Source organism: Tellurirhabdus rosea (assembly GCF_026278345.1).
Taxonomy (GTDB): Bacteria; Bacteroidota; Bacteroidia; order Cytophagales; family Spirosomataceae; genus Tellurirhabdus; species Tellurirhabdus rosea.
In genome coordinates this window covers 1,979,678-1,991,883 of sequence record NZ_CP111085.1, presented here as the reverse complement: position 1 = coordinate 1,991,883, position 12,206 = coordinate 1,979,678, and the positions used below count along the sequence as shown (strand labels likewise).

Annotated in this window: 11 protein-coding genes; 5 read left to right on the top strand and 6 right to left on the bottom strand. The window is 58.6% G+C overall.

Going from position 1 to position 12,206, the window contains the following annotated elements:
* Nucleotides 1-4: 4 nt before the first annotated feature.
* The 5 genes from ORG26_RS08280 to ORG26_RS08260 form a co-directional block, all read right to left on the bottom strand.
* Nucleotides 5-664 (bottom strand): RNA polymerase sigma-70 factor, encoded by a 660-nt coding sequence (locus tag ORG26_RS08280; protein ID WP_266368369.1) that lies wholly within the window; start codon nt 662-664, stop codon nt 5-7.
* A gap of 103 nt (nt 665-767) precedes the next feature.
* The gene (locus tag ORG26_RS08275; protein ID WP_266368368.1) at nt 768-1,907 is read right to left on the bottom strand and encodes an NTP transferase domain-containing protein; all 1,140 of its coding nucleotides are present in this window, start codon (nt 1,905-1,907) and stop codon (nt 768-770) included.
* Nucleotides 1,900-2,376, bottom strand: a complete 477-nt coding sequence (gene moaC / locus ORG26_RS08270) for a cyclic pyranopterin monophosphate synthase MoaC (protein ID WP_266368366.1) — start codon at nt 2,374-2,376, stop codon at nt 1,900-1,902. The genes ORG26_RS08275 and moaC overlap by 8 nt, the downstream gene beginning before the upstream one ends.
* Nucleotides 2,377-2,524: 148 nt before the next feature.
* Complete coding sequence (locus ORG26_RS08265) at nt 2,525-3,847, bottom strand: sensor histidine kinase (protein ID WP_266368365.1); 1,323 nt, start codon at nt 3,845-3,847, stop codon at nt 2,525-2,527.
* A gap of 5 nt (nt 3,848-3,852) precedes the next feature.
* Nucleotides 3,853-4,830, bottom strand: a complete 978-nt coding sequence (locus tag ORG26_RS08260; RefSeq protein ID WP_266368364.1) for an acyl-ACP desaturase — start codon at nt 4,828-4,830, stop codon at nt 3,853-3,855.
* A 311-nt stretch (nt 4,831-5,141) separates the two neighbouring features.
* Here ORG26_RS08260 and ORG26_RS08255 point away from each other — a divergent pair, with 311 nt between their 5' ends.
* Nucleotides 5,142-5,882, top strand: coding sequence for a lysophospholipid acyltransferase family protein (locus tag ORG26_RS08255; RefSeq protein ID WP_266368363.1), 741 nt, complete (start codon nt 5,142-5,144; stop codon nt 5,880-5,882).
* A gap of 74 nt (nt 5,883-5,956) precedes the next feature.
* Here the strand turns inward: ORG26_RS08255 and ORG26_RS08250 are convergent, their stop codons facing one another.
* Nucleotides 5,957-7,336, bottom strand: a complete 1,380-nt coding sequence (locus ORG26_RS08250; RefSeq protein ID WP_266368361.1) for a sigma-54-dependent transcriptional regulator — start codon at nt 7,334-7,336, stop codon at nt 5,957-5,959.
* Nucleotides 7,337-7,551: 215 nt separating this feature from the next.
* Between ORG26_RS08250 and ORG26_RS08245 the strand changes: the two genes are divergently transcribed.
* From ORG26_RS08245 to ORG26_RS08230, 4 genes are read left to right on the top strand one after another with little or no spacing between them, the layout of a single operon-like run.
* Nucleotides 7,552-8,799 (top strand): efflux RND transporter periplasmic adaptor subunit, encoded by a 1,248-nt coding sequence (locus ORG26_RS08245; RefSeq protein WP_266368360.1) that lies wholly within the window; start codon nt 7,552-7,554, stop codon nt 8,797-8,799.
* Between the two features lie 29 nt (nt 8,800-8,828).
* The gene (locus tag ORG26_RS08240) at nt 8,829-9,506 is read left to right on the top strand and encodes an ABC transporter ATP-binding protein (RefSeq protein WP_266368358.1); all 678 of its coding nucleotides are present in this window, start codon (nt 8,829-8,831) and stop codon (nt 9,504-9,506) included.
* Nucleotides 9,507-9,509: 3 nt separating this feature from the next.
* Entirely contained in the window at nt 9,510-9,686 is a 177-nt protein-coding gene (locus ORG26_RS08235) for a hypothetical protein (protein ID WP_266368356.1), read from the top strand.
* Nucleotides 9,687-9,713: 27 nt separating this feature from the next.
* Nucleotides 9,714-12,125 carry an ABC transporter permease gene (locus tag ORG26_RS08230; protein WP_266368354.1) on the top strand — a complete coding sequence of 804 codons (2,412 nt, stop codon included), beginning with the start codon at nt 9,714-9,716 and terminating at the stop codon, nt 12,123-12,125.
* The last annotated feature ends 81 nt before the right edge of the window (nt 12,126-12,206 follow it).

The following is a 12,206-nucleotide window of genomic DNA, read 5'->3' as shown; positions in this document are numbered from 1 at the left end:
AGTGCTACAGTTGAGTGCCGAAAAAGAGCAGCAGAAGCCATTTGTCTTTCAGCAGTTGCCGGATAGCCTGCGTGGCGCGGTAGACCTGCACTTCTACGGTCCGGACCGAAAGGGCCAGTTCGTCGGCGATTTCCTGACATTTGCGGCCTTCAAAGCGGTGCATGAGGTAAATTTTCCGGCGCTGAATCGGCAGCGACTGGATGGCCCCGTCCACATCCTGGTACAGTTCTTCGTACTGCGTGATGTCGTCGGGCTGGGCGACGGACGAGGTCTGCGTTTCCCGAAACTCATCGAGCGGGGCTTTGCGGCTCAGTTCCCAGCGCAGGTAGTTGTAGGCCCGGTTGCGCACGGTTTTGTAGAGATACGCCCGGTACGAGGTGGTGATCTGCCGGAAAACTTCGTTGGAATAAAACTGGTAGAAGACATCCGAAACCAGGTCTTCGGCCACCTGCCGGGAGCCGACAAACCGCACGGCATGCGTGCAGAGCGGCTGGTAGTAGCGGCGGTACAGCAGTTCTACGCCCAGTTCGGGCGTATCGAGCAGGGCCGTTCGGATGAAAAGCTCGTCGTCGGAGGCGGTGGGCGGTGGCCCGGACACCTCCGGCGAGTCAAGGCAAATGCGGGGGGCCGGAGCCTCCGGCGGGATAGGGTATACCTGCTTCATGCCTGCCTGTTTTAGGAATTAAATCGTAATAAGTTAGATTTAATCGCTAACAGCACAGACAAGTACGCCTTAAAAATTACTTACAAGCCGGACGAAAAAAAAATTACAGTCGGCTCAGAATCCGTTCCCGCTCGGCCGGGTCGTTGGCATTGGCGAACTCCCGGACATCGGGCGCGTCGAGTAGCTGCACGTCCGAGTTGATGAGCGCTTTTCGCGGGCAGGAGAAGCCCATCGCCAGAAATTGCAGCAGGGTAGGGTAGGCGCGGGGCTCCCACAGACTGATGAGCGGCTCCGGAAACCGGTGGTCGCTGTCGTAAAACGCCGTCGCCATTTTGGACGGATTTCGCTTTTCGACCAGAACGCGCAGCGTTTTTTCGGACAGAAGCGGCAAATCGCAGGCCACCACCAGCCAGGCGGCGTCGGGCTGTTGGCGGAAGGCCGAAAGAATGCCGCCCAACGGCCCTAGGTCCAGAAACGTGTCCGGAACAAGGTTCAGCGGGCTGTCGGCCAGTTCGGCCCTCTGCTTTTCGTTGACCGATAAAAACACCTTTTCGCAAAGCGGACGGAGGAGGTCCAGCGCGTACTCGCGCTGCGGTTTGCCGTGGTAATCGAGGCGGCCTTTGTCGGTCCCCATCCGGCTGCTTTGCCCGCCCGCCAGCACCAGTCCATAGACCGGCGGCCGGGCGTTTTCGACAAATTCCCGGACAAAAGAAACCACGCGGTCGGTCTCCTCAAACCGGAAAACGGGAACGGTGGCCAGCTGCTCGCCGAGATGGTTCTTCAGAGAATCCGGAAGGGTGTCGGTGTCTTTTAGCAGAATGAGCCTGACACTGGTCAGCCGGTCGAGTTTTTTCTCCAGTGACTTGGCCGGGTCCACCACCACGATCTGCGCTTTGGCCGCAAAGTGGTTGCCGTTGACCAGCACGAGGTCGTAATCCTGAAAGGCGGGCCTGCGCTGGAAATCGTTGAGCGGCCGGACGGTGTCGAAACGCTGAAAGGAAATTTTGTCGGTATACACCTGCGCGGCCCCGGCGTGGAGGGCGGGGATGGTCTCGGGCGTGTCTTCGCCCTTGTGATCGGCATCCACGTAGGCAACCGTGACCTGGTCTTTCAGGGCCGAAATCAGCGCGTAGGCAAGGGTTTTGATCTGGCCGCAGGGCGTACCGAGCAGGGCGAGCTCGGTCCGGGCGAAGGTCCCGAGGTCGGGGCGGGTGATTTTTCCGTGTTTTTCGTGCTTATCCATGCCGTTGAACGTCACGTTTGCCGCCGGTCTTTTCCAGCAGGCGTGTTTCCCGGATTACCAGATCGTGCGAAAAAGCTTTACACATGTCGTACACCGTCAGAGCCGCCACGGAAGCCCCGACGAGCGCCTCCATTTCCACGCCCGTTTTCGCTTCCAGACTCGTCGTGCATTCGATAATGACTTCTTTCCCTTCCGTTCGGAAAGAGAATTTGCAGCTGTCCAGGCCCAGCGGATGGCAGAGCGGAATCAGGTCCGAGGTCCGTTTGGCGGCCATCGTCCCGGCAATCAGGGCTGTCTGGAAAACGGCCCCTTTTTTGGTCTGAATGTCGCCGCCGCTCATCTGCTGCATGATCTCGTCGGTCAGGACAACAATGCTCTGGGCCGTGGCGGTTCGGCGGGTGACGGTTTTGGCGCCCACATCGACCATCGACGGGTTGTTTTCGGAATCCAGATGAGAGAATTCAGCCATGAGTGCTGGTTGATGTTTGAAATATTTCTCGCAGATTTTAAGCGCAGATTACCGCAATTTTTCAATATTAATCTGCGTCAGTCTGCGCTTAAAATCCGCGCAAATCTGCGAGAAATAAAACAACTGCGAGAAAAAACAAAGATACCGCTTAAAACCACAACGTAAACACACTCCCCTGACCCGGCGTGGAGGTGACTTTCAGGCTGCCGCCGTGGAGCTGCATGATCTGGCGGGAGAGACTCAGGCCGATGCCAGAGCCGGTTTTTTTGGTGGTGAAAAACGGGATAAAAATCCGTTCCAGCGCCTCAGGCTCGATGCCGGGGCCATTGTCGGCCACGCGGATGCCCGTCCGGCCGTCGGCGGTTTCGGCTTCGAGGCGGATTACCGGATGCTCATGGTCTTCCAAGCTCTCGGCGGCGTTTTTGATAAGGTTGATCAGCACCATTTCGATCTGACCGGCATCGGCAAAAATGGTCAGGTAGGCGGGTGCCGGGGGCGTCAGCAGCGTGATGCGGCGGTGCTGCAGATCGTACTGGACCAACTGCACAATGTGGTTCAGCAACTGCATGACGGACACTTCGGCGATGCGCGGCTGCGGAATCGCCGTAAAACTCCGGTACGCCTCCACAAAGCGCATGATGCCCCGGCCGCGGTGTTCAATCGTGCGCAGGGCCTCCTTGAGGTCATCGACGGATTCGGTGGGCGCGTCGGCCAGTTCGTGTTCGGCAATCTGCTGCATCGTGCCGACCAGCGAGACAATCGGCGTGATCGAGTTCATGATCTCGTGGCGAAGCACCTTGGTCAGGTTTTGCCACGCATCCAGCTCTTTCTGCTGCAGTTCCGAACGGATGTTCTGCAACGACGCCACCGTGACCGGGCGGCCGCGGAGGCTGACCGTCGAGCGGCGAACGGACAGTTCCTGCTCGCTTTTGGTCTGGTAAACGGTCGGCGTGCCGGGTTTGGCCGTTTTCATCAGCTCGGCCAGACCGGGATGAACTCCTTCCAGCTCGCCCAGCGTCCGGAGGCGGTAAATGCCCAGCTGGCGGAGGGCGGCCTGGTTGATGAGTTCCACGTTGCCCGAGCCGTCGAAGGAAACCAGCCCGACGCCCACGTGCTGAACGATGGTGTTGAGGTAGTGCAGGTTCGCCTCGCGCTCGGCCCGCGCCTGCCGGAACGCTTCCAGGACTTCGTTGAACTGCGTGTTGAGACCGGCAAAGCTGTCGCCGAGCGGATTGTCGGCCTTGAACGTCACCGCAAAGTCCGAATACCGGACCGATTCCAGAAACCGCGTCAGTTTGCGGTTCAGGCCGGTGACGTATTTGTAAAGATTAATGAATAAGGTACAGTGAATAATGAACAGCACGAACGCCGGCAACGGCTGGTGCAGGGAAAGCCAGACGTACCCCATTGCCCACGACAGCAGGGTAAGCAATACCAGACGCCAGCCGATGCCAAGGACGAAACGGTTCATCGGATTCAGGCAATCCAGCTGAATGGGTATTCCAGGGTCGGAATCCGCGTGCGGTCGGCAATGCGGCGCAGACGGGCGGGCAGGGCCACCAGGTAGTCGCGGGCGCGTTGTCCGGCATCGTTGAGATCGGTGACCGTTTCAATCTGCCATTCGTTCAGCAGCGACTCCATGATTTCGATGTAGTCGATGGTCGTGTAAACGCCGAGCCGCTGGGCGGCATCCGAAAAGTGACTGAACGTTTCGCCGATCTTGGTCCCCGTTTCGCGCAGGAAGTGGGCGGGCATAACGATCTTTTTGCGCATCATGTCTTCAAAGGCAAGCATCATCTCCGAAGGGTCCACCGCAAAAACTTCGCGGATAAAGGCGCTGTATGCCTTAGCGTGGCGCATTTCGTCGGAGGCGATGACGCCGCAGATTTTGGAAAGCTGCGGGCAGCCCGCCTGTTTGGCCAGCGTGGCCGTGCGGCGGTGCGAAATGTTGGTCGCCAGCTCCTGAAACGAGGTGTACACGAAGTTGCGGTACGGGTCGCGGCCGGTGCCGATGTCAAAACCGTCGGAAATCAGGTACTGCGTCGATTGTTCCATCGCCCGCATGTTCACCCGGCCCGAGAGGTACAGAAACTTGTTCAGCAGATCGCCGTGGCGGTTTTCTTCGGCCGTCCAGGCGCGCACCCACTTGCTCCAGCCCTGGTCGTAGTCGGCCTGGTTGACGCCTTCGACCTCCATGAGCCAGGATTCGTAGGTCGGCAGCGCTTCTTCGGTAATCGTATCGCCGATGAGCACGGCCATGTAATCATAAGACAGTTCACGGGCGCTTTCGCGCAGCAATTTCACCTCTTCCAGGAAATTCTCCTGCGTGGGGTCCGGCAGCAGATCTGCAGGCTGCCAGTACGTTTCGACAGGCTTCAGAAACTCCTTCATGTACCCCTCGACCTTCTCGCCAACAAAATGCATTACTTCCAGACGACTTCCGGTTAAAATCATAAGACTGTAAAGTGGAGCGCCGCTCCGCTTGAATTTTTATGGATTACAAATTAAAACTGCCGAATTACGTGCGTTCAGCCGATCCCTTACCATCGACGGGCCTTGCGCAAAGGGTAGCTCTCACCTTCTGTTCCGTTCTGAAACACGAAAACCTGTGGTTTTGTCCCGGGCGGCGGGACGGGCAACAAACGGCAATATACGCCTAAAACCCGCTGTCGCCGCATTCTACCGCTTTTCTTTACGCCGCAAATCCCGGCAATTCGTACTTTTGTCGGTCGAAACCGCCACCAGCGGTTCTCCGCGGACCCCTTATGAAAAAAATCTTCGATTATCTTCTGAGTGCAGTTTACCTGCTTTACTTCGGTTTGATTCTGGTCATTTTCCACCTCGGTCAGGTAGTGGCTTACAACGTTTTCGGCCGAAAAGCCCAGAAAACGGTGGTCGACTGGCTGAACGCGAGCATCACCTTCGGCTGGCTGCTGACGGGCAGCACCGTCCGCTTCCGGAATAGGCACCATCTGCCCACCGACCGGCCCATTATCTTCGTTGCCAACCACCAGAGCATGTTCGACATTCCGCCCATCATCTGGTTTCTGCGCCGCCACTGGCCGACGTTTGTTTCCAAGATCGAACTGGCAAAAGGCATTCCGAGCATTTCGTATAACCTCCGCAAAAGTGGCGCGGCGCTCATCAACCGTAAGGACGGCAAGCAGGCCGTGGTCGAAATTGCCCGCCTGGCGAAGCTGATTCAGAGCGAAAACCACTCGGCCGTCATCTTCCCCGAAGGAACCCGTTCGGCCACGGGAACGATGAGGCCATTCGCCGTCGGCGGCGTCAGTACCCTGCTCAAACGGGCCCCCAAGGCGCTGGTCGTGCCTATCGCCATCGACGGTACCGGCCGCTTCAACCCCAAAGGCGTTTTCCCGCTCCGTTCCTTCACCCGCATGACCTTCACCGTCCTCAGCCCCATCGAGCCCGCCGACCAGCCCATCGAGGAAGTGGTGAAGCGGGCGGAAGAAGCCATAAGGGGAGTTAAGAGTTATGAATTATGAGTTATGAGTTAAGCTTCGCTGTTTGCCTTGTAAATGGCGAAGCTTAACTCTTAACTCATAATTCATAACTAAATTTAAAGTCCATACTTCTCCAGCCGCCGGTACAGGGCCTGCCTTGACAGGCCAAGTTCGCGGGCGATCTCGGTGATGTTGCCGTGGTGCTTCTGCATGGCCTGCTGGATGAGCTTTTTCTCCATATCTTCCAGCTGCATGGATTCGCGCAGGGCCGTTTCGGGCGAGGGCGGGACCATGCCAAAGGCGGGGGTGGTGCCAAAATAGAAATCACTCGGCTCCAGCATCGTGCCCTGGGCCAGGATGACGGCCCGTTCGAGGGCGTGCTGCAACTCGCGGACGTTACCCGGCCAGCGGTATTGCTGCAACTGCCGTAGCAGCGCCGGACTGATGCTGCTCACCTTCCGGTTGTACTGCTTCCGGTAAATCTTCAGAAAATGCTCGGCCAGCGGACCAATATCGTCCGGACGTTCGCGCAGGGCGGGTAGGTGCAGTTCGATGGTGTTGATGCGGTAGAGCAAATCCTGCCGGAACGAACGGTCGGCGACGTGCTGGTAGATCGGCGCGTTGGTGGCGCAGATCAGCCGGACATCGACCGCTTTGGGCTTATTGGAACCCAGCCGCGTGACCTGCCGCTGCTGCAATACCGTCAGCAGACGGGCCTGCTGCGGCAGGGTGATGTTGCCGATTTCGTCCAGAAAAATCGTTCCGCCCCCGGCTTCCTCAAAGCGCCCGGCGCGGTCGTCGCGGGCGTCGGTAAAGGCGCCTTTGACGTGACCGAAAAGCTCACTTTCAAACAGGGTTTCGCTCAGGGCGCCCAGGTCCACGCTGACGAACGGCTTGTCGCGGCGGTGCGAACGTCCGTGCAGCTCGCGGGCAATCAGGTCTTTGCCGGTGCCGTTTTCGCCCAGAATCAGAACGTTGGCGTCCGTTTCGGCCACGCGCTCGATGGTGTCGAACACCTGACGCATGGCGGGGCTGTTGCCGATGATTGAATGATTGGATGACTGAATGACTGGTTGGCTGCCGCGTTTGCCGGTGGCTCCGGCACTGCCGGTCTGGCTCTGCCGGGTCTGGAGAGCGGCCTCGATGGTGGCGAGCAGTTTGTCGTTTTCCCAGGGCTTCAGCACAAAATCGAGCGCCCCGACCTTGATGGCGCGCACGGCCATGCCCACGTCGCCGTAGGCCGTAATCAGAATAACGGCCGCCTGGGGATCAATGTCCAGAATCCGGTCGAGCCAGAGAAATCCCTCGCGTCCGCTGCTGACGTCCCGCTGGAAATTCATATCGAGCAGAATAACGTCGTACTTGCCATTGGTCACCAGAAACGGAATTCGCTCGGGGTTTTTCTCAATATCAACCTGTCCGAAGTGCCGTTTGAGCAGCAGTTTGGCCGCGCTGAGCACGTCGACATCGTCGTCAATAATTAGAATTTTGGACATAAATCGGTGAATAGTCGGCTGCAAATTAGCACATTTTCCGCCGTGTCCGTTTTCGGACGGATTTTTGTCCAGATGCGGACAGAATTTCGACAGGTTTCCGGAGTAAGTATCTGATTCATAGAGCATTGTTCGGGGTGGCACAGCAATTGGCTTAAAGTGTCCGAACGAGCGTCGGCCTTTTGCCCATTCACAAATTCGCTCATTCGCTATTATTCATGGATCGCGTATTACCCAAGAAGTTCTGGACAAGTCAGCGTATTGCGTTCGCCGTAGGAGGGCTGGTTCTGTCGTCGCTGCTGATTTACAGCTTTATTCTGGCGGACCACCGCTCGAAGCTGAACGTTGAGAAAGACAAAATCACGATTTCGACCGTCTCAAGCGGTCCTTTTGAAGAATTTATCGCCGTAACGGGCGTCGTGCAGCCGCTGAAAACGATTCGCCTCGACGCCATCGCCGGAGGGTACGTCACCGAGAAACTGGTAGAAGGCGGGGCGATGGTAAGGGAAGGGGACGTGCTGCTGCGCCTCGAAAACCAGAACCTGCGCCTGAGCTTCCTGCAGTCGGAAACGGAAGCCAACCGGCTCGTCAACGAACTCCAGAATACCCGCCAGCGTCTGCGCGTCGAACGCTACGCCCTGCGCCGGACGCTGAACGACCTCGACTTCCAGATTGCCCAGGCCAAAGATGTCTGGGAGCGTCAGGAAAAGCTTTTTCGCGAAAAAGTGATTCCGCAACAGGACTACATCAAAGCCAAACTGGACTACGAACGGTTGGTGGAACAGCGGAAAATCGAGATTGAATCCCAGAAATATCAGGAAGAAAACGCCCAGACGCAGATCAAGCAACTGGAAAAAACGCTGGCCCAGACCCAGAAGAACGTGGCGCTGTGGCAGCAGACGCTGAACAACCTGGTGGTGAAGGCCCCGGTGTCGGGTCAGCTTTCGACGATGGATGTCGAGGTCGGATCGAACATCAACCAGGGCCAGAACATCGGCCAGATCGACGACCTCGACGGCTTCAAAATGCGGGTGGGCATCGACGAACACTACATCAGCCGCATCTTTGCCGGCCTGCAAGGTTCGTTCGACTTCAACGGCGACCAGCACCGGCTGCAGATCAGCCGCGTGTATCCCGAGGTACGCAACGGCCGGTTTGAAGTGGACATGATTTTTGCCAATGGCGCCCCGAAAGGCATCAAGCGCGGACAGTCGTCGCCGATTCGGCTGGAACTGGGCAAAGCCGCCCAGGCTACCCTTTTGCCGGTCGGCGGATTCTTCTCCGACACGGGCGGCAACTGGGTGTACGTGGTGGAAGAGTCCGGCAAGCGGGCTACCAAACGCAGCATCACGCTGGGCCGTAAAAATCCGGAATTCTTTGAAGTGCTGGAAGGCGTGCGTCCGGGTGAGCAGGTCATTACGAGCAGCTACGAGAACTTTGGGGATAACGAAGTATTGGAGTTTTAAATAATAAAATCAGCATAAATCACTGGTCCATGATACGTACCGTCAATCTACAGAAGATCTTCTCGACCGAGGAAGTCGAAACCACCGCCCTGAATGGCATCAACATGGAAGTCCGGGACGGCGAGTTTGTCGCCATCATGGGCCCGTCCGGCTGCGGTAAATCGACGCTGCTCAACATCATCGGCCTGCTCGACAACCCCTCGGAAGGGCAGTACCATTTTTACGGTACCGAAGTGGCCGGCATGACCGAACGGCAGCGGGCGCAGCTCCGCAAAGGCTCCATCGGGTTTGTGTTCCAGAGCTTCAACCTGATCGACGAACTGACGGTATTTGAAAACGTCGAACTGCCGCTGCTGTACCTGAAAGTCCCCGCCGACGAGCGCAAGCAGCGCGTGGAGCAGACCCTCGAACGGATGAACATCATGCACCGGCGCAACCACTTCCCGCAGCAGCTCTCCGGCGGTCAGCAGCAGCGGACGGCCATCGCCCGCGCCGTGGTCGCCAAGCCCAAACTGATCCTGGCTGACGAACCGACGGGGAACCTCGATTCGGCCAACGGCGAAGAGGTGATGAAGCTCCTGACGCAGCTCAACGAAGAAGGCACCACGATCATCATGGTGACGCACTCGCCCTACGACGCCGGTTTTGCCCACCGGATTGTGAACCTGTTCGACGGAAAAGTGGTGACCGAAAACTTCCACGTATAACGCATGAAGCCGCTGCTCATTCTCCTCCTGTTGTGCGTCAGCCTTTCGGCTTCGGCCATCGGGCACCCGCACAACCTGTTTTCGGCGCACCGCAAGGTCAGCCGTCTGGCCAAGAAACCGCTGCTTTGCCAGCGGGAGGCACCCGTCCTTGTGGTGGCAAAACGCATACTGGGCAGCTAGGCACCTCCTCCTTTACCCAAACAACAAATGCTGACGAACTACCTGAAAATTGCTTTCCGTAACCTGTGGAAGGCCCCCGCTACGACGGCGATCCACCTGCTCGGACTGACGGTTGGGCTGACGACCTGTCTGCTCATCCTGATGGTGGTTCGGTACGAATGGGGCTTCGACCGCTTCCACGCGCAGGGGGAGCGGATTTACCGCGTGAACCTCATCCAGACGACGGGCAGCGAAGTCGAAAAATCGGCCGTCACGCCCTACCCGCTAGGGGCGGCCCTGCGCAACGACTTTCCGGAATGGCCGACCGTGGCCTCGATCCACGCGGAGGAAAATTCGTCGGTGGTCGTTTCTCCGGAGAAAATCTTCCCGGAAAAGCGGGTTCTGTTCGCCGAGCCGCAGCTGTTCGACCTGTTCAGTTTCGGCATGAAAGAAGGCGACGCCCGGGCTATTCTGAGTCGGCCCAACCAGGCCATTCTTTCCGAATCGGCGGCCCGGAAATACTTCGGCAGCCAGTCGCCCCTGGGCAAAACGCTGCGCATCGGCAGCGAAACGGTGGTGCAAGTCGGCGGCATCATGCCCGACATGCCCGCTCAGTCGCACCTGAGCGCCCCGGTGATCGTGTCGTACAAAACCCTGAAGAAGTATTTCGGCTTCCCGCTCGACCAGTGGGGAATGCGCTCGGCGGGCAGCGTCTATGTGCTGCTGCCGAAAGGCGCGTCCCCGGAAGCATACACGGCCCGGCTCGGCAGGATAGACGACAAGTACTACGACAACCGGGACAGGTCGGCGACGCGCGAGTTTCTGCTGCAACCCCTGAACGATATTCACTTCAACCCGACCTTCAACGGTGGGGGTTTTGTGCCTTCGCTGGCCCCGACCTACCTCTGGGTTTTTCTGGCGGTGGGCGGCTTCGTGCTGCTGATCGCCTGCGTCAATTTCGTCAACCTGTCTACGGCCCGGGCCACCACGCGCGCCCGGGAGGTGGGCGTCCGCAAGTGCATCGGGGCCACGGGCAGCCAGCTGGTCGCCCAGTTTCTGAGCGAGGCGCTTTGGCTGACGGCCTTTTCGTCCGTGCTGGCGCTGGCGCTTACGTATAGTCTCCTGCCGGCAGTAAACAGCTTTTTGCAAAAAGAAATCCCTTTCCGCTGGGACGAAGCCCTGGCTTTTCTGACCCTGCTGAGCGTGCTGACCACGCTGGCGGCGGGACTGTATCCGGCCCTGTTCATGGCGCGGCTCCGGCCCATCATGGCGCTGAAAGCGGCCCGCGGTCCGCAGGGACAGGGCATGCTCCGGCAATCGCTGGTCGTCTTTCAGTTTGGCGTATCGCTGGTGCTGGCCGTGGGCGTGATGGTCATTTATCAGCAGATGAAGCTGTTCCGGGAAAAAGACCTCGGTTTCCGCCGCGACGCCATTCTGACCATCAACACGCCGTCGGCCGGACAGAAAGCGGACGTGCTGCGGCAGGCGCTGGGCCGGATTGCGGGCGTGGAGGACGTTTCCTTTGCGCTCGGCGCTCCGACGGCCGCAAACAATTTTACGACGGGCATGATCGCGGACCCGGCGAACCGCGACCGGCGGGTGACCGTAAACGTGAAACTGGCCGACGCTCATTACCTCAGCACGTACGGGCTTAAACTGGTGGCCGGGCGCTTCTTCACCGATGCCGATACCCTCGCTATTTCGGGCCGTCTGCCGCGGGAACAGCGGCGGTACGTCTACGTGGTCAGCGAAAAAACGACCCGCGCGCTGGGCTGCACCCGCCCCGAACAGGCGCTGGGCCGCACGATTGAAATTGGGCTGAACGACATCCGGGCGGAAATCGTCGGGGTCGTTCGCGACTTTCACACCAGTTCCCTGCATGAGGAACTGATGCCGATGGTCATGATGAACTATTCGGGCCTGTACCAGTCTGTTGGGCTGAAGCTCCGGACCGGCAATTACCCGGCGACGCTGGCGGCCATCGAGGAGGTCTGGAAGCGGCACAACCCGAACACCCTGTACGAAGCCGAGTTTCTGGACAAGGCCCTGCAAAAGCTCTACGACGAAGAAATCCGGCAGTTTACGCTGCTGCGCGTATTTGCCGGGCTGGCGCTGGTCATCTGCTGTCTGGGATTGTGGGGTCTGGCGACCTTCACCATCGAGCAGCGGACGAAGGAAATCGGCGTGCGCAAAGTGCTGGGCGCGTCGGTGGCCAGCATCGTGGCCCTGCTTTGCAAGGATTTTCTGAAGCTGGTTCTGGTAGCCCTGGTGCTGGCCTCGCCGCTGGCGTACTACCTGATGGACCGCTGGCTGGCCGAATTTGCCTACAAAATCGACGTTCCCTGGTGGGCTTTCGGACTGGCAGGAGCGCTGGCAGTCACGGTGGCTTTCCTGACGGTGAGCTTCCAGAGCGTGAAAGCGGCTCTGATGAACCCGGTTAAAAGTTTAAGAACGGAGTAAAGGGAAGAAGGGGAGGAGAGAAGGAAAGGGAAGATGCTCCCAACCTCCTCCTCCCTTTTCTCCCCTTCCTCCTTATTTCTT

Coding starts and splice junctions, on each gene's coding strand:
- ORG26_RS08280 (WP_266368369.1), bottom strand. CDS start 664: ATGAAGCAGGTATACCCTATCCCGCCGGAGGCTCCGGCCCCCCGCATT.
- ORG26_RS08275 (WP_266368368.1), bottom strand. CDS start 1,907: ATGGATAAGCACGAAAAACACGGAAAAATCACCCGCCCCGACCTCGGG.
- moaC (WP_266368366.1), bottom strand. CDS start 2,376: ATGGCTGAATTCTCTCATCTGGATTCCGAAAACAACCCGTCGATGGTC.
- ORG26_RS08265 (WP_266368365.1), bottom strand. CDS start 3,847: ATGAACCGTTTCGTCCTTGGCATCGGCTGGCGTCTGGTATTGCTTACC.
- ORG26_RS08260 (WP_266368364.1), bottom strand. CDS start 4,830: ATGATTTTAACCGGAAGTCGTCTGGAAGTAATGCATTTTGTTGGCGAG.
- ORG26_RS08255 (WP_266368363.1), top strand. CDS start 5,142: ATGAAAAAAATCTTCGATTATCTTCTGAGTGCAGTTTACCTGCTTTAC.
- ORG26_RS08250 (WP_266368361.1), bottom strand. CDS start 7,336: ATGTCCAAAATTCTAATTATTGACGACGATGTCGACGTGCTCAGCGCG.
- ORG26_RS08245 (WP_266368360.1), top strand. CDS start 7,552: ATGGATCGCGTATTACCCAAGAAGTTCTGGACAAGTCAGCGTATTGCG.
- ORG26_RS08240 (WP_266368358.1), top strand. CDS start 8,829: ATGATACGTACCGTCAATCTACAGAAGATCTTCTCGACCGAGGAAGTC.
- ORG26_RS08235 (WP_266368356.1), top strand. CDS start 9,510: ATGAAGCCGCTGCTCATTCTCCTCCTGTTGTGCGTCAGCCTTTCGGCT.
- ORG26_RS08230 (WP_266368354.1), top strand. CDS start 9,714: ATGCTGACGAACTACCTGAAAATTGCTTTCCGTAACCTGTGGAAGGCC.